Below are 16,880 nucleotides of genomic sequence, written 5' to 3' on the forward strand. Positions count from 1 at the left end.
TCCTGACGTTTTTGGGGGGCTCTGAAAGTATCGCCAAGCATGCAACAGTACACTATGTTGCATCAGCAGCGCCGCGAACGGAAAAACCGACGCAACAGATCACTCGATTCTTCCGCCAGAATGCCCGCCGTAATGGTGGATCGATGATTCAGTGACTCGCTCTGCAGGAGATTAAAGACGCTACCTGCCGCACCGGCGCGGGGATCGGCCGCCCCGAAAACCACTCGTGCGATGCGCGCGTGAACCATGGCACCGGCACACATCGGGCAAGGCTCCAGGGTGACATAAAGGGTAGTACCCGGCAGGCGATAATTGCCCACCCGTCGGGATGCATCCCGCAGTGCCCGGATCTCCGCGTGACCGGTGGGATCGTGCTCCGCAATGGGGCGGTTCCAGCCCTCACCGATTACGTTTCCATCCCGCACGATGAGGGCACCAACCGGCACCTCCCCCTCCTCTCCCGCACGGCGAGCAAGGTTCAGGGCCTGTGCCATGAACCGGATGTCGTCAGTTTCGGTGTTATTCATCGAAGGAAAGCTTCGTTAGCTATTACGAAAGGTGCATTTTGAAGGTAACTGCTCGCCCGCGTGATCGCACACGGCCCCAGGAAATCCGTCTTCCCCTGTCACCCCCGCGCAGGCGGGGGGTAGGCAGGGATCCATTTTGAGCCATGCTTCTGTTCTCTGGATCCCGCCTACCCCCCCCCGCCTGCCCGGGGGTGACAGGGAATGACGGAGGGGCTGAGTAGTTACATTTGAAGAATGCACCCTACCACTGGATATCGGTATCGGCGTCAGTCGCGAGTGTCGGCCAGATCGCGGTCGTGCATGCCGAGTAGATAGAGAATGGCATCGAGACCGAGGGTGGTGATGGCGTGCTGGGCCTGCTCCTTGACCACCGGCTTGGCATGAAAGGCGATGCCGAGCCCGACAATGGAGAGCATCGGGAGATCGTTGGCGCCGTCACCGACGGCAATCACCTGCTCCAATGAGATCCCCTCCTGGGCGGCCAGCTGATGAAGCAGATAGGCCTTGCGACGGCCATCGATGATTTCACCTTTCACTTTCCCGGTCAGTTTGCCCTGGCGAATATCCAACGGATTGGCAAACACGTAATCGATACCCAGCTTGCGCCTCAGGTGTTCGGCAAAAAAGGTGAAGCCGCCGGAGAGAATGGCGACCTTGTAACCGAAACGTTTCAGATTGCGAATCAACCTTTCGGCGCCTTCCGTGATGGGCAGGCGTTCGGCAATCTCGCGCAGCACCGATTCATCCAATCCTTCGAGCAGGGCCATCCGCTTTCGAAAGCTCTCGGCAAAGTCCAGGTCACCCGCCATGGCGGCCTCGGTGATCGCCGCGACCTGCTCCACCACACCCGCTTCCCGCGCCAGTTCGTCGATCACTTCTGCCTGAATCAGCGTCGAATCCATATCGAAGCAAACCAGTCGCCGGTTACGACGATAGATGTTGTCCTCCTGAATGGCGATGTCGATTTCCAATGCCCGGGCGGCCTCCAGGAAATCGACGTGCAGCATCGTCAGGTCCGGGACATCGCCCCGGATGGAGAGCTCTACCGAGGCGATACGTTTCTCATCGGGCCTGCGCAGGGAGATGCGGCCAGTCAGGCGGGTGATGTTGTCGATATTGAGGCCGTGTTGTGCCACCACCTCTGCCACCCGGGCCAGGTGAAGGGAACTGATCTGGCGGCCCAACAGGGTGACGATATGTCGCGGTTGTCCCTGGGCCGCGACCCACTGTTCATAGTCTTCTTCACTGACCGGCGTGAAGCGAACATTGAGGTCCAGTTCATGAGCCTTTAGCAACAGGTCCTTGAATACCAGGCAGCCTCCTGCGTCCCGGGGCAACTCGATCAACATCCCGAGCGACACGGTGTCGTGGATCACCGACTGGCCGACATCCAGGATCGTGACATTGTAATTGGCAAGACAGCCGGTCAGGGCCGCGGTAATCCCAGGCCGATCGGGCCCGACTACGGTAACAAGGACAACTTCACTCATAGAGGTAGCTGTTAGTGGCTAGTGGCGAGGGACTCGCCGTGTGAAGCACATTGTGGACCATAACGGTTCCTCACTATAACTTCCCGACTCGCTGTCATTGCGAGCCGTACCCGCCGCACGCGGCCCCGAATCGGTGACGAACGTTCAGCCGTCATTGCGAGGAGCCCCAGCGACGCGGCAATCTGGGGTTTTGGGAGCAGGAGATTACTTCGTCGCCGGGGCTCCTCGTAATGACAGCGGGGGCAAGTTCATCAGGAGGAGCAGCAATCTCACTCTCAAACCAGGATTGCCGCACCACCCAAGCTCTTCCTGAAGAACTCAACATGGCTACACCGAATGTAGGACAGGGTGAGCCTGCGAACCCCATCGATTCGTGTGCGCGTGCCGAGTCGCAACTCCGAACGCGATACACTCGGGCCAGCGATGGGGTTCGTTTTACTCACCCCATCCTACGATATTAGTGGCGAGCGGCGAGTTCCCCACCGTTGTCATTGCGAGCCGTACCCGCCGCTGTCGCGGCTCCGAATCAATGAAGAACTGACCACGGGGTACACGGGAGTGCGGGGTAAAATCGGTTGTTTCGGGTTTCTTCCCCGTGCGCCCCGTGGTTACCGAGAGGACTCGCAATCTGTTTTTTCCTCGCCACTGCGGTCACTCCCATTCGATAGTGCCCGGAGGCTTGCCGGTCACATCGTAGACTACCCGTGAGATTCCGTTAATCTCGTTGACGATACGTCGCGAGACGTGATCGAGGAAGTCGTAGGGCAGGTGCGCCCAACGGGCGGTCATGAAATCGATGGTCTCCACGGCGCGCATGGCCACCACGTACTCATAGCGGCGCCCGTCGCCGGTCACACCCACCGATTTGACCGGCAGGAAGACGCAGAACGCCTGGGAGGTCTTGTCGTAGAGATCCTGCTTGCGCAGCTCTTCGATGAAGATGTGGTCAGCCAGGCGCAGGATATCCGCGTACTCCTTTTTGACTTCACCGAGAATGCGCACCCCAAGCCCCGGTCCGGGAAAGGGATGGCGATAGACCATGTCGGCGGGCAGGCCGAGTTCGACCCCGATCTTGCGCACTTCGTCCTTGAACAGTTCACGCAACGGCTCGAGAAGATTGAGATTCATCTCCTCGGGCAGCCCCCCCACATTGTGGTGCGATTTGATCACGTGGGCCTTGCCGCTCTTTGCCCCGGCGGACTCGATGACGTCCGGATAGATGGTCCCCTGGGCCAGCCACCCTACCCTTTCGAGCTTGCCGGCCTCCTCGTCGAAGACATCGATAAAGGTGTTACCGATGATCTTTCGCTTCTGCTCGGGATCGGTAACGCCTTTCAACCTGGAGAGAAAACGCTCTTCGGCATCGACCCGGATCACCCGCACACCCATGTGCTCGGCGAAGGTGGCCATCACCTGATCGCCCTCCTCGTGACGTAGCAAGCCATTGTCCACGAACACGCAGATGAGCTGTTCGCCGATGGCCTTGTGGAGCAGCGCTGCCACCACCGATGAATCGACCCCGCCGGAAAGGCCCAGCAGGACCTGCTCATCGCCTACCGATTCCCGAACCCAACCGATGGCGTCTTCGATGATATTGCCCGGTGTCCAGTCGGCGGAGCAGCCGCAGATATCGTGCAGGAAACGGTTGATAATGCGCTGACCCTGCTTGGTGTGCGTCACCTCCGGGTGAAACTGCAGGCCGTAGAAGCGCCGCTCTTCATCGGCGATGCCAGCCACGGGAGCACTTTCAGTAGAGGCCATCGGCTTGAAGCCGGGCGGCAGATCGATGACCCGATCGCCATGGCTCATCCAGACATCCAGCAGGCCGTAACCCTCGGGGCTTGTGTGGTCCTCGATATCCTTGAGCAGGGCGGTATGTCCGCGGGCCCGGACCTGAGCATAACCATATTCATGGTGATCCGAGGACTCCACGGTGCCACCCAGCTGCGCCGCCATGGTCTGCATGCCGTAGCAGATCCCCAGCACCGGGACCCCGAGTTCAAAAACCGCCTGCGGGGCCCGCGGCGTTTCTGCTGCGGTTACCGTTTCGGGGCCGCCGGAGAGGATGACCCCATCGGGCGCAAAGGAGCGAACCGCCTCCTCCTCCATGTCGAACGGGTGCAGTTCACAATAGACCCCGGCCTCGCGCACTCGGCGGGCGATGAGCTGGGTATACTGGGAGCCGAAGTCGAGGATGAGGATACGATGGGAATGGATGTCCACGGACATGGGTTCTCTCTGGATCGAATGCTTGGAAGGCCCGGCCGGTCTCAATTTGTGCGAAAACCGGCTAAACCACCAATGATCGGGGAAACGTGGACACCGTGCAACTTTTCCCAATACCGCCGGACCGGGAACCCGCCGTCGCGGCGATCGGATCAAGGCATATCGCGCCGAGGTCGGCCCTCCTACCAAGACCAGCGGAGGCAGACTCCCGGTAGGGGGCGCGCCCTCGCGGCGATTGGCGTCACGGGTTGTCGCGCCGGGGGCGGCCCTCCTAGCGAGAACAGCGCAGGCACACTCCCGGTAGGAGGCGCGCCCTCGCGGCGATGGGCTCATGGACACACGGCTGCACAGGAAGGACCGGATTCAGCGCGGACAGCGAAGCATGGAATCGGTATAATGACCAACCTTTTCAGTACGTATTTGGGGAGCAGCACCTCGTGAAACGCATCGGAGCACATATCAAGACCGTTGGCGGCGTGGATAAGGCGCCGCACAATGCCCGGACCATCGGCGCCAAAGCCTTTGCACTGTTCACCAAGAACCAGCGCCAGTGGCAAGCCAAACCTTATACGGAAGAGACCATTGCCGCCTTCAAGGCCAATCTGAAGGAGGTGGGCATCGCCCCGGAGCACGTGTTGCCCCACGACAGTTATCTCATCAATCTCGGCCACCCCGAGAGTGAGGCGCGGAAAAAATCCTGCAATGCGTTTCTCGATGAGATACAGCGCTGTGAACAATTGGGCTTGCCACTACTGAATTTTCACCCCGGCAGCCATCTCCGCAAGATTTCCGAGGAGGAGAGCCTCAGTCTTGTTGCCGACTCCATCAACTGGGCCTTGGACCGGACCAGAGACGTTGTCGCCGTCATCGAGAATACCGCCGGCCAGGGCAGCAACCTCGGTTATCGCTTCGAACACCTGGCTGCCATCATCGACAAAGTCGTGGATAAATCCCGCGTCGGCATCTGCCTGGATACCTGCCATACCTTTACCGCCGGCTATGACCTGCGCACGCCGGAGGCCTGCGACACCACTTTTGGTGAATTCGAACGATTAGTGGGTTTCAAATACCTCCGCGGCATGCACCTCAACGATAGCAAACCCGAACTCGGCTCCCGGATCGACCGGCACCACTCCATCGGCCAGGGCAAGATTGGACTAGGGGCCTTTCGCTATATCATGAACGACCCGCGTTTCGACGAGATACCGATGGTACTGGAGACCATTGACGATACCATCTGGCCGGAAGAGATCGAGCTACTCTATTCGATGGAGGGCGAGATGGAAACGGCCTGATAGGCCGGCAATGGAGGCACACTCCCGGCAGGAAGCGCGCCTCGCGGCGATGGGATCAAGGTATATCGCGCCGGGGGCGGCCCTCCTACCAAGGACAGCGGCGGCACACTCCCGGTAGGAGGCGCGCCCTCGCGGCGATGGGATCAAGGTATATCGCGCCGGGGCGGCCCTCCTACCAAGGACAACGGCGGCACATTCCCGGTAGGAGGCGCGCCTCGCGGCGATGGGATCAAGGTATATCGCGCCGGGGGCGGCCCTCCTACCAAGGACAGCGGCGGCACACTCCCGGTAGGAGGCGCGCCTCGCGGCGATTTTTTTTCACTAGCCCGTATTCGTCGGGCGCGGACTGATTCCGCCAGAATCCCCAGGAGAAAACCATGCCGACTTTGCCCCGAGACGCCGAAACCAACCTGGTACAGGAACACTACGCCGTGATCTATACCCCGCGGCGTTCGCGCAACCGGTTTCCCGAAAATTGCGTAGAGCTGAAAGAGAGCGCCGAAGAGGCAGCGACTTCTGCCGACCCGGACAGCGGCAGGCATCCAGCCAAGGTCCTTGGCCCCTCCCGTTCCTCGGAAGGCTTCCGCCTCTACTACCTCGTCCACTGGCTATAGATCCGCAAATAAACAAAAAGCATTTCCCGCAGAGACGCGGAAAGCATAGGGGTTCGCAACGTTTACCAACATAAAGGTCGGTATTATTTCCAACCCTTGGCAAGAACCCTATTGAAGGTACAGTAGGCAGATTCACAGGCCATTTATTCCTGTGTCCCTCTGCGTGCTCGGCGCCTCTGCGGCGCCCATCACGAGGCTATCAGATGGCAAAACAGCGCGACCACATCTTTGACGAACCCCGGGCGATGATCGTCGACTTTACTTTCGATGAGAGGGTGGCGTCCGTTTTCCCGGACATGATCCGGCGTTCAGTCCCCGGGTACGGCGAGGTCATCGCCCTCACCGGCCTGTTCGCAGAGCGCTATGCACAGCCGGGGAGCACGCTCTACGACCTGGGCTGCTCACTGGGCGCCGCCACTCTTTCCATGCGCCGACGGATACACGTCAATGGCTGCCGCATTGTCGCCGTCGACAACGCCCCCGCCATGGTGGAGCAGTGCCGGGCGAACCTGGAAGCGGACAAATCTCCGGTTCCGGTCGATGTGCACTGTTCCGACATACGCCAAGTTGGCATCGAAGACGCCTCGGTGGTGATCGTGAACTTCACTCTACAGTTCATCGAACCCGATGAGCGGCTCGAGTTGCTGCACCACATCCACCAGGGACTCCGTCCCGGCGGTGTCCTGGTCCTGTCGGAAAAGGTGGTATTCGAAGACAGTAGTGAACAGCAGTTCCAGGAATCCATGCACCTGGATTTCAAACGTGCCAACGGCTATTCCGATCTCGCCATTAGCCAAAAGCGCACCGCCCTGGAAAACGTTCTTCTTCCCGAAAGTATCGAAGCCCACGAGACTCGTCTGCGAAACGCCGGTTTCGCCAAAGTCCACACTTGGTTTCGCTGTTTCAATTTTGCTTCCATCGCGGCTTTCAGAACACCCTGAAAGTGGAATGACGTAACGGGTGGAACTCACTCTCAGAGGGGTGATCTGGTTCACACCGGCATTCCCGTCGAAACGGTAGAGTCATTCACAGGCCTAACGTTCAATAGGGAAGGAGACCGATGGAGAAGATCACACCGGAAAAAACCGCGGATAATTCGTTTGTGGATGAGATCGTGGATCATATGCTTGGGGACTGGTCCGGACTTCGTCTTTACCTGCGCCAGCGAAAATCCGGCCGACCCGCCGACCCGATCATGGAAACACTGCTTTCGGAACTGCTGCGCGTCCATCTGCACGAAGCCGACGCGGCCAAGGTTTTGACCTATTTGACAGCAAACCACGGCTGAGACGTTTGACTTGGCGAAAACGATTCGCCTGATCATCAAGTTCCTGCGAGCCACCCCCAGTGTCCTGTCACATCTAGTGGCGCCGTCAGCGAGGCGAGAAGGGAGCCCCCGAGCGACGCCAGTGCGGCGTTGCAGCGCTTGACAAGGGATATGCTCATTGCTTGCGACGCCGCTCGGGGACTCTGAAGGCGCCACAAGACGTGTAACAGGACACTAGTGGTCCATGCGCGACCCTGCATTGTGTCCGGCCGGTTGTCATTCCGCCAAGCGGCTGTTCGGCTTCTGCATTCCGCCTCCCGGAGCCGAACCCGTCTAATCCGGGCAATCAGCACTAAATGACCGTTTTTGGTTTGACCCTGCCGGTCGGCTCACCAATGCTTAAAGGGAATCTCAAACGGGCGATCCTATGGAATTGCAATCCTCTCCCCTACTGACCGATCTCTACCAGCTGACGATGCTCGACGGCTATTTCGAAGCGGGGATGGAGGAGACCGCGGTATTCGAGTTTTTCGTTCGCAAGCTGCCCGCCAACCGTAATTTTCTGATGGCGTCCGGGTGTGAGCAGTTGATTGATTTTCTGGAAAATTTGCAGTTTAGAGAGGATGAACTGCAGTGGCTGGCGGACAGCGGGCGCTTTCGGACCGGCTTCATCGACTATCTGGCCAAGCTTCGATTTACCGGCGATGTCGATGCCATGCCCGAAGGCACCCTCTTTTTCGCCGATGAGCCGATCCTTCGGGTAGTTGCCCCGCTACCCCAAGCGCAATTAATCGAATCACGGCTGATCAACATCCTGCATCTGCAGACCATGCTGGCCTCGAAGGCGGCGCGTTGTACTCTCGCCGCACCCAAAGACTCGCTGCTGGTGGACTTCGGAATGCGCAGGGCACACGGTGCGGATGCGGCACTCTATGCGGCACGGGCCAGTTATCTGGCGGGGTTCGCCGGTACGGCCACCGTCTATGCAGGTCCCGCCTTCGGCATTCCGCTCTATGGGACCATGGCGCACTCCTTCATACAGGCCCACGACCGGGAAACCGATGCCTTCGAGACCTTCGCCCGGGCTCAGCCGAACAATGTGATTCTGCTGATCGATACCTACGATACCGAAGCGGCGGCAGAAAAGGTTGTGCAGTTGGCGCCCCGTCTGAAGGCCGATGGGATCGCCATCAAAGGCGTCCGGCTCGACAGCGGTGACCTGGCCGAACATGCCCGCAGGGTCCGGAAGATTCTGGATGCCGGTGATCTCGAAGAGGCGGTCATCTTTGCCAGCGGAGACCTTGACGAACACAAGCTGGCCGAGTTCGGTGCCCAATCGGCTCCAATTTCGGGTTTTGGAATCGGCACCCGTCTGGATACTTCATCCGACGTCCCCTATCTCAATTGCGCTTACAAGCTGACCGAGTATGCGGGGCAGGCGCGCCGCAAGCGCTCCGAGGGCAAAGCGATGCTACCCGGCCGAAAACAGGTCTTCCGGTGTTATGACGACAGCATCATGTCCGGTGATATCATTGCCCTCGAGGGCGAAAACCCGGATGGCGAACCGCTGCTGGGGCCCGTCCTGCGCGGTGGCGAGCGGGTCGGCTATGCACCGACCCTGGCGGAGAGCCGGCAACACGCAGCGCGGCAGTTGGCAATGCTACCCTCCTCCTTGCGTGACCTGGAGCCCGCGTCCTATCCAGTCCGGATTTCGAGTGCATTGAAGGACCTGACCGACGCTGTCGATCGCTTCGTAGCCGAACAGGCAGTCCGATAACAGCCCTGCTGTTCGTCATGGACGACCTCATTGACGCGGCAGGGGGCGCAGGAGCCCAAAAAGTCCGGGACCAGCATCCTGACCAACAGCGATGGGTAAATAAGTGACGAGGTTCAAGACGCAGTAGCCATCCTTCGTCGCTCGTAGCGAGTGCCCGATTATGGGCGGGGAACTATTATAGGATGGTGCCTCTCCACTCTCGAAAGCCGACCCGCATGCAGGCCCTCGCCGTGCTGCTGTTCGTCGTCCTGCTCGCGGTGCCGGATCCGCTCACCGCGGCCGAAGCGCCCCGGCTGGAGGTCGAGATTACGGGTATTGAGGATCCCTTGAAAAGCACGATTCGCAATGCCCTCTCCCTGGAGCGGGAACAGGGGCATCCGCTATTGACGCGCTACCGGATCCAGGCTCTGCATCAGCGCACACCGGAAGAGATTCGCAACACCCTGGAGCCCTTCGGTTACTATCAGGCAGAGATTGAATCTTCTCTGGAGCAGCGTAACGGTGCCTGGTATGCCCGCTATCATGTGACCCGTGGACCACCGGTCACGATCGGTTTACTCGATCTGGAGGTCCGGGGCCCCGGCGGCTCGACCGAAGTGTTTCAACGCTGGCGTCAGACGTTTCCGCTCCAGCCCGGCGATCGGCTGCAACATGGCAGCTACGAACGCGCCAAGGATGATCTGCTGGCCATTGCCAGACAGTATGGCTACTTCGAAGCGAGACTGTCGGAGAGTCAGGTTCGCGTTGAACTGCCGGAAAACCGGGCCGACATCACGCTGCACATGAATACCGGCCCCCGCTACCGGTTCGGCGCCATTCATTTCAGTGAAACACCCCTGCGTGAATCGCTCCTTGAACGATTCACGCGTTTCCAGAGCGGAGAGCCCTTCCACGCCGGCGCACTGCTTGAGCTTCAGCGGGCGCTCTCGGATAGCGACTACTTCGATCGGGTCGACGTCATTCCCCTGGTCGAAGAGGCGGAGGAGCAACGGATCCCAATCGATGTCCGGCTGGAGATGCAGAACCGGACCCGCTATGCGTTCGGCATCGGCTATGGGACCGATACCGGACCGCGCACCACGATCGGCATCGACCGGCGCTGGCAGAACAGCCGCGGCCACAAGGCCGGCGGCCGGATTATCGCTTCCGAGATCCGTACCGAACTGAACTTCAACTACCGTATCCCGCTCACCCCGCCGACAACCGACTCTCTGGACTTCACCGCGGACTACACCGAGGAGACCACCGATACCTCATCCCGCGAAACGGCCCTGATCGGCGGCGCCATTACGCGGATGAAAAGGGGATGGCAGCAAACCCTGTCGCTGAATTATCAGGAAGAGACATTTGACGTCGGGATCGGAGACGAGCGTGCCAATATGCTGGTGCCGGGCATCGGCTGGCAGCGCGTGGTGGTGGACGACCGCCTCGTCCCCCAGCACGGCTGGCGACTGGCGGCCGGGCTGAAGGGGGCATCCGAATCCGTGCTCTCCTCAACCAATCTGGCCCAGGCGACAATCCGCGGCAACTACATCACCACGACCCTGGGAGGGAGGCTGATAACCAGGCTCGAGGCCGGTGCATCGGAAACCTCCAACTTTGACCGCTTGCCGGTTTCGCTACGCTTTTTCGCCGGGGGAGACAGCAGCGTCCGTGGCTACGGGTATCAGACACTGGGCCCGGAAAACAGCGAAGGGGATGTCATCGGCGGCAAGCACCTTCTAGTCGGAAGTGTGGAATACGACTATTTCTGGAGCGATAACTGGGGCGCTGCGCTGTTCGTCGATCAAGGCAACGCCTTTAACAGCACCAGTGGCTTCGAGCTGTCCCAGGGGGCGGGAGTGGGCGTCCGCTACAAACTCCCCTTTGGCCTGATCCGCGTCGATGTCGCCTCGGCGGTCAGCGAGTCCGGCAATCCCTGGCGGCTCCACATCAACATCGGGCCTGAGCTGTGAAGCGTCGATTGGCAGCAGCCGTGCTTATCGTCCTCGTGTTTGTAGTGGCAGGTGCCGCATGGCTGGTGAACACCGAATCGGGATTACGCTGGGCCTGGGCTGGTGCCCGGGCATGGACGGGAATCGGGCTCTCGGCCGACTCCCTCCGCGGGACCCTGGCCGGCCCGCTAGAGGCGCAAGAGCTGAGAATCCGCTCGGGGGATACCGTTATCGACGCCACGCAGCTCACCCTGGACTGGCAACCCCTGGCCCTGCTGAAGGGCACCCTCTCATTTAGACAGTTGGCCGGCAGCGAGATCAACGTCCGTCTACCCGAGGCCAAACCAGAGGAAGGAGAGCAGCAGCCATTCAGCGGACTCAACCTGCCTTTCGCGATCAGGTTCGCTGATGTTCGGCTCAACAATCTGAAGGTGCTCAGGGGAGCCGAGACTCTTTTTGCCATCGACAATGGCGAACTCTCGGCGCGATTTGAGCAAGCCGGATTGAAATTGGCACATCTGGTGATTAAAGGCCCCTGGGGGCGATTCGAGGCCGAAGGAGATATCGGTACGCTGCCCGCCATGGCCATCAACCTGACCACAGACTGGCAAGTCAGCGTTGCGCAGCTGGCACAGCCGATCGCCGGCGCCGGTCGTATACGCGGAACACTTGCCAAACCTCGATTCCAACAGCGAGTTACAGAGCCCTTCGTGATGGAGGCAGAAGGTGGACTCGACTGGCAGGCAGAGCCGCTCAGCTGGGATGCGCGCCTGAAAACCGCCGGAGTGCGTCTCGATCAACTGAGAGGCGATTGGCGTCCGGTCACCGTGGCAGGGACAATCACCGGCGAAGGTCAGGCAGCGGCCTTTGTTGCGACCAGTGTTCTGTCTGTCGATGACCCTGAACTGGGCCGCTGGGGTATCGACAGCCGCTTGCAGGCCGGTGAACTCTGGAATCTGGAACAGCTGGAGTTACAGCAGGTGGATGGTCCCGCCCGGATTCAGGCCAAGGGGGTATGGATGCCGGCATTCGACACGCCGGATCTGGTAGAGGATGTCCGGCTAACGCTCGACTGGCAGGATCTCTCCTGGCCCCTGCCGGACGCTGATCCGCTGGCGGGGAGTCCGCAAGGCAAGCTTACGGTCTCGGGCACTCTTTCCGATTATACCGTGGATGCCTCGCTGCAGCTGAAGCGCCCCGGCGAGCCGCCTGCGACACTCCACCTGTTGGGCGCTGGTAATCGCGAACAGCTAGAGGCCGAAAGCCTCCAACTCGCATGGCTCGACGGCGAGGCGGCCGGTAGCGGGCGGCTGGAATGGGCCGATGGCCTGGCCTGGGACGCCAATCTGAACGGCAGCGGATTCGACCCGGCCGCCCTGCTCCCGGCATGGCCCGGCGAGATCGGCTTTGCCATCCAGGGAGGCGGGATTCTGCCGCCGGAAGGAATTGCCACCGCAAACATCACCGTCGACAGCCTGTCCGGAAACCTTCGTGGCGAACCGCTGGCCGGAAGTGCCGCCGCACAGCTGGCCGGTACCCGATTCGTTCTTGAGCATTTGCAACTGAGCATCGGGACGGCTTCGCTCAGCAGTTCGGGCGTCGTGGAAGAGAGCTGGACGATGGCTTGGCAACTGGAGGCCCCGCAACTCGGCATCGTCCATCCCGAACTGCAAGGAAGCATCCGTGCATCGGGTCGGCTGGATGGCGCGAGGGGGTCTCCACGAATCCGCCTCAACGCTTCGGCCGAAAGGCTCGCGGTTCGGGATATCCGATCCGTAGCGGCAAACCTGCATGCCGACATCGATCTGGCGGGGGAGGTGCCCTGGGATGCAGAACTCGAAATCGCGGAATTCAGCGCCCCCCATATACCCCCACTCAACCGCGTGACCATCACGGCCAACGGCAGCGCACCCAGTCACTCCATTCGGGCCGAAGCCGCTGGCAGCGATATCTTTTTCACCCAAACGGCCATCGGCGGCTACGCATCGGGGAGCTGGAGTGGTCAGTTAACCGATGGCGCCGTTCGCGGGCTCCCGCCCGCCACCTGGCAGCAATCAGCCCCCGCATCCCTGTCCGCCGATAGCAGCGGCATCGTACTAAAAGCGCTTTGCTGGTCGTCCGCTGAGGCGCGAGCCTGTACGAGTGTCGAAGGCAGCCTGGGACAACTCCAGTTAAGTCAATTCCCGCTGACCACGATATCCCCGTTCATTGCCGATACCGATGTTCGGATCGATGGTGTCGTGAACGCCAGCATCGAAGCCGATGCCGCCTCCGGTTATCTCGACGCGGAAGTGGCGGCGATGGGCGCAGGCGTTACCTGGGGCGAAGGAGAAAGGGACCTCGCCTTCGATATAAAGACCGCCCTGCTGGTCGCCAAAAGCGACCATCAGGGAACATCGGCCGACCTGGAGATTTCCGCGGAGCGCGGCGGACACCTGCGGGCAAGGGTCCGGTCGTCCAGCACTTTGCCTTTCGGGTCCGATGCACCCATCGATGGAACCATAGAACTCAACGCAAACCGGCTCGGCTGGGTTTCCCTGCTCGTTTCCGATGTAGCCGATCCCGAGGGGCAAGTCACGGGAAACTTCCGGGTGGCGGGAACAATGGGCAGTCCCGAAATCGACGGCAGCTTGCTCCTCGAAGATGGCAGCGCCTTCATTATTCCAGCCGGCATTCGTATTCAACCGATCCGACTGGAACTGCGTGCCGTTGGTGAAGACGAACTGAGCTTCAGCGGCGAAGCCGTTTCCGGAGGGGGGCAAATCACCCTGGAGGGTCGTCTTCAACGCACTGCGGAGGCGTGGCGGGTATCGGGAATGGTTTCGGGAGAGGACTTCGAGGCGAGCCAATTGCCCTACGCCCGGGTCTTTGTGAGCCCCGATCTGCAACTGGAAGTCGTGCCAGGCCTGGTGACGGTTACCGGTCGATTGCATGTACCCCGGGCCGATATCGAGCTGCGCGAACTCCCTCAAACCATCCAACGCTCTCCCGATGTGGTCGTCATCCGGGAGGATGTACCCACCGCGGCCAGGCCCGGCTGGCGAACCCGTACCGATGTAACCGTCACGTTCGGTGATCGTATCGCGTTGGAGGGATACGGCTTTTCCGGCCGGCTTTCCGGTCGTCTGGCCATCTCGGAGAAACCCGGTCAGGCGGCGACCGCCAATGGAGAGCTGCGCATCCTGGAGGGACGCTATGAAGCCTACGGCCAGGAACTTACCATCAGCGAGGGGCGGCTACTCTTTGCGGCAAGCCCGCTGGCCAATCCGGCCATCGATCTACGTGCCATTCGGGTCGTGGAAGAGGTAACGGCCGGCATCGAAGTGACCGGACAGCTCAAGGACCCGGAGATCCGTCTGTTCTCCGAACCGCCCATGGAGGAGAGCGACGCCCTCGCCTACCTGATTGTCGGACGACCCTTGAGCCGGGCCAGCCGCGCGGAAGGCGACCTGCTCTACAATGCGGCACTGTCACTCGGGCTGCGCGGCGGGAATTTTCTTGCCCAGCAAATCGGCAGCGAGTTCGGCATCGAGGAGGTTGAAGTCGAAAGAGACCCGCAAAGCGAAGCCGCATCTCTCGTATTGGGCACCCATCTGTCACCACGCCTTTATCTGCAGTATGTGGTGGTTTTTGCCGAAGCGGTCAACCGGGTTCGCATCCGTTACGACCTGGGTACGAACTGGACGCTCGAGGCCGAAAGTGGTGAACAGGCCGGAACCGACCTGTTCTACACCATTGAGCGCTGAGAGCTACGGCTCCGGCGGCGAATCCACGGTCGCGAATTCGCCCTGACTGGAGCTCAGTAACTGCCGCCCTGCCCCGCCTTTAGGAGCAATCGATGGGTCTCCTCATCGGGCACCCGTAGCCGACCGAATTCGAACTCGGGAAGACGGCCCGGATAGTGTTCCCGACGTTTCGCCGACGCTCCTGCCGTTTCCAGGAACAGTGGCTCGCGACCAAGGTTCTTGTCGGAAGGTGCATTCATGAGTAGTCACCGGGTAAGGAACTGAATGGCTGCTCGACTCAAGGCCGGTCAGGAGCCCGGGAGCGCCGTTATCAAAAATTGGAAGAGATCGCCGACAGTCGGACTGGCACCATCGATGGCCAGAACCCAGACCAACGCCATCGCACCACCGGCAACCACCAACAGGGATTCAACGCAGCCGAGCGTGGGGCTGCATTGCTGCTCTTTGCGTGTCCGTTCCATGGTCCCTCCTACACACTTTCCTTATTGCGGGGAGCCTTAATCACGTTATGGCAGAGGTATGCCCCGGCCGCAAGTTGGCGGGCCCCGAAACAGTGGTGCCCTTTACTACCCCTATTCCGGATTCAGCCAACCGGGAATCTCGCTTTGTGGGCCGCAGTAGACCGGACCTAAGCCCGGCAGGCTGCGGGAGCCAATGCCTTTTGTACGGTGAATTGGGGGGTTGCCAGCCTGCACCTACACTCCTCCTGTCGAAAAAGTAGGGTTTCCCCTACCCCACCCGCGCTCAACAGCCGACTAGTTTTACAGGCATGCAGCTCGCCAGGAGGGCGGGCGATGCGCATAGGCGAAAATCCACCAAAAAGCCAAGGATGGTCCATGAAAGAGCAATCTGCAGTGCTGGTGACCGGCGGTGCCGGCTATATCGGCAGTCATGTGGTACGACAGCTTGCTGAAGTCGGCGAACGCGTCATCGTTTTGGATAATCTTTCGACCGGTTTCGCCGAGTCGGTTTTGCACGGCGACCTGATTGTCGGGGATACCGGCGATCGAGAAACGGTACTCGCTATTTTGCGCGAAAACCGGGTGGATGCGGTCATGCACTTCGCAGCCCACACGGTAGTTCCGGAGTCGGTGCGTGACCCACTGAAGTATTACCGCAACAACACCTCCAGTACCCGGACCCTACTTGAATGCTGCCGTGAAGCCGGTGTCAGGCATTTCGTATTCTCCTCCACCGCTGCGGTGTACGGCATGCCCGATGACGGATTCGCCAGTGAAGATACACCTACCCTCCCGATCAACCCCTACGGGCGCTCAAAGCTGATGTCGGAATGGATGCTGCACGACCTTGCCCTGGTCACCGATCTGAACTATGTAGCGTTCCGCTATTTTAATGTGGCGGGCTGTGACCCTTATGCACGCATCGGCCAGTCAACGCCGAATGCCACGCTCCTCATCAAAGTCGCGTGTGAAACGGCGATAGGAAAACGTTCGCAGCTCAAGATTTTTGGCACCGACTACCCGACGCCGGATGGTACCGGCGTTCGCGACTTTATTCATGTCGAGGATTTGGCAGATGCTCATCGGCTCGGGCTGGAATATCTTCGCAACGACGGAGACTCTTCGGTCTTCAACTGTGGTTACGGGCATGGCTACAGTGTGCGGGAAGTTCTCGATTCGGTGCAGCGGGTTACCGGCAAGTCACTGACGATTGAAGAGGCTGCACGTCGGCCCGGCGATCCACCCCGCCTCATTGCCGACGCCGGACGCCTGCACCAGAGGCTCGGCTGGAAACCCCGCTACGACGATCTCGACTTTATTGTCGAAACCGCCTGGAACTGGGAACGGCGCGTCTCGGCACCCAGAAGTCAGGGCCCATGGCTGGCCCCCGTTCGCTAGTGGTCCATGCGGAAATAGTGTAACGCTCAGCCGGTCTCACAAGCGCCACCGGCAAGGCGCAGGAGCGCGCAGGACCGGCCGTAGCCAATTCAGGCGACGGCAACGCAGCCAGGGAGGCTTGTGAGCCGGCCCGAAGGGAGCCCCG

13 protein-coding genes are annotated in these 16,880 nt (G+C 60.5%); 8 read left to right on the plus strand and 5 right to left on the minus strand.

What is annotated here, in order from left to right; translation table 11 throughout:
* Positions 1 to 62 precede the first annotated feature (62 nt).
* From tadA to guaA, 3 genes are all read right to left on the minus strand, one after another.
* Positions 63 to 527, minus strand: coding sequence for a tRNA adenosine(34) deaminase TadA (gene tadA, locus Q7L05_RS10810; RefSeq protein ID WP_303906070.1), 465 nt, complete (start codon positions 525 to 527; stop codon positions 63 to 65).
* Positions 528 to 793: 266 nt separating this feature from the next.
* A complete protein-coding gene (gene serB / locus Q7L05_RS10815; protein WP_303906073.1) occupies positions 794 to 2,017 on the minus strand; it encodes a phosphoserine phosphatase SerB in 1,224 nt (407 codons plus the stop codon).
* 651 nt (positions 2,018 to 2,668) lie between these two features.
* Positions 2,669 to 4,246 (minus strand): glutamine-hydrolyzing GMP synthase, encoded by a 1,578-nt coding sequence (guaA, locus tag Q7L05_RS10820; protein WP_303906075.1) that lies wholly within the window; start codon positions 4,244 to 4,246, stop codon positions 2,669 to 2,671.
* Positions 4,247 to 4,680: 434 nt separating this feature from the next.
* Between guaA and nfo the strand changes: the two genes are divergently transcribed.
* From nfo to Q7L05_RS10855, 7 genes are all read left to right on the plus strand, one after another.
* Complete coding sequence (gene nfo, locus Q7L05_RS10825) at positions 4,681 to 5,538, plus strand: deoxyribonuclease IV (RefSeq protein ID WP_303906078.1); 858 nt, start codon at positions 4,681 to 4,683, stop codon at positions 5,536 to 5,538.
* A gap of 377 nt (positions 5,539 to 5,915) precedes the next feature.
* Positions 5,916 to 6,152, plus strand: a complete 237-nt coding sequence (locus Q7L05_RS10830; RefSeq protein WP_092991387.1) for a hypothetical protein — start codon at positions 5,916 to 5,918, stop codon at positions 6,150 to 6,152.
* 203 nt (positions 6,153 to 6,355) lie between these two features.
* Positions 6,356 to 7,093: a carboxy-S-adenosyl-L-methionine synthase CmoA gene (gene cmoA, locus Q7L05_RS10835; RefSeq protein ID WP_303906084.1), complete on the plus strand. Its 738-nt coding sequence runs from the start codon at positions 6,356 to 6,358 to the stop codon at positions 7,091 to 7,093.
* 119 nt (positions 7,094 to 7,212) lie between these two features.
* Positions 7,213 to 7,440: a hypothetical protein gene (locus Q7L05_RS10840; protein ID WP_303906087.1), complete on the plus strand. Its 228-nt coding sequence runs from the start codon at positions 7,213 to 7,215 to the stop codon at positions 7,438 to 7,440.
* A 406-nt stretch (positions 7,441 to 7,846) separates the two neighbouring features.
* A complete protein-coding gene (locus Q7L05_RS10845; protein WP_303906090.1) occupies positions 7,847 to 9,196 on the plus strand; it encodes a nicotinate phosphoribosyltransferase in 1,350 nt (449 codons plus the stop codon).
* Between the two features lie 182 nt (positions 9,197 to 9,378).
* Positions 9,379 to 11,151, plus strand: a complete 1,773-nt coding sequence (locus Q7L05_RS10850) for an autotransporter assembly complex protein TamA (RefSeq protein WP_303906092.1) — start codon at positions 9,379 to 9,381, stop codon at positions 11,149 to 11,151.
* An 8-nt stretch (positions 11,152 to 11,159) separates the two neighbouring features.
* A complete protein-coding gene (locus Q7L05_RS10855) occupies positions 11,160 to 14,876 on the plus strand; it encodes a translocation/assembly module TamB domain-containing protein (protein ID WP_303906095.1) in 3,717 nt (1,238 codons plus the stop codon).
* Between the two features lie 53 nt (positions 14,877 to 14,929).
* Here Q7L05_RS10855 and Q7L05_RS10860 read toward each other — a convergent pair whose 3' ends face one another.
* Together Q7L05_RS10860 and Q7L05_RS10865 are read right to left on the minus strand one after the other, a co-directional pair.
* Complete coding sequence (locus Q7L05_RS10860) at positions 14,930 to 15,115, minus strand: hypothetical protein (RefSeq protein ID WP_303906098.1); 186 nt, start codon at positions 15,113 to 15,115, stop codon at positions 14,930 to 14,932.
* A 48-nt stretch (positions 15,116 to 15,163) separates the two neighbouring features.
* Positions 15,164 to 15,337 carry a hypothetical protein gene (locus tag Q7L05_RS10865; RefSeq protein ID WP_303906100.1) on the minus strand — a complete coding sequence of 58 codons (174 nt, stop codon included), beginning with the start codon at positions 15,335 to 15,337 and terminating at the stop codon, positions 15,164 to 15,166.
* A 375-nt stretch (positions 15,338 to 15,712) separates the two neighbouring features.
* Between Q7L05_RS10865 and galE the strand changes: the two genes are divergently transcribed.
* Positions 15,713 to 16,735 carry a UDP-glucose 4-epimerase GalE gene (gene galE / locus Q7L05_RS10870; protein ID WP_303906104.1) on the plus strand — a complete coding sequence of 341 codons (1,023 nt, stop codon included), beginning with the start codon at positions 15,713 to 15,715 and terminating at the stop codon, positions 16,733 to 16,735.
* The last annotated feature ends 145 nt before the right edge of the window (positions 16,736 to 16,880 follow it).

The sequence above is a fragment of the Thiohalomonas denitrificans genome, assembly GCF_016841685.1.
GTDB lineage: Bacteria > Pseudomonadota > Gammaproteobacteria > Thiohalomonadales > Thiohalomonadaceae > Thiohalomonas > Thiohalomonas denitrificans_A.

Coding starts and splice junctions, on each gene's coding strand:
- Q7L05_RS10840 (WP_303906087.1), top strand. CDS start 7,213: ATGGAGAAGATCACACCGGAAAAAACCGCGGATAATTCGTTTGTGGAT.
- Q7L05_RS10865 (WP_303906100.1), bottom strand. CDS start 15,337: ATGGAACGGACACGCAAAGAGCAGCAATGCAGCCCCACGCTCGGCTGC.
- Q7L05_RS10860 (WP_303906098.1), bottom strand. CDS start 15,115: ATGAATGCACCTTCCGACAAGAACCTTGGTCGCGAGCCACTGTTCCTG.
- guaA (WP_303906075.1), bottom strand. CDS start 4,246: ATGTCCGTGGACATCCATTCCCATCGTATCCTCATCCTCGACTTCGGC.
- tadA (WP_303906070.1), bottom strand. CDS start 527: ATGAATAACACCGAAACTGACGACATCCGGTTCATGGCACAGGCCCTG.
- Q7L05_RS10830 (WP_092991387.1), top strand. CDS start 5,916: ATGCCGACTTTGCCCCGAGACGCCGAAACCAACCTGGTACAGGAACAC.
- galE (WP_303906104.1), top strand. CDS start 15,713: ATGAAAGAGCAATCTGCAGTGCTGGTGACCGGCGGTGCCGGCTATATC.
- serB (WP_303906073.1), bottom strand. CDS start 2,017: ATGAGTGAAGTTGTCCTTGTTACCGTAGTCGGGCCCGATCGGCCTGGG.
- Q7L05_RS10850 (WP_303906092.1), top strand. CDS start 9,379: ATGGTGCCTCTCCACTCTCGAAAGCCGACCCGCATGCAGGCCCTCGCC.
- cmoA (WP_303906084.1), top strand. CDS start 6,356: ATGGCAAAACAGCGCGACCACATCTTTGACGAACCCCGGGCGATGATC.
- Q7L05_RS10845 (WP_303906090.1), top strand. CDS start 7,847: ATGGAATTGCAATCCTCTCCCCTACTGACCGATCTCTACCAGCTGACG.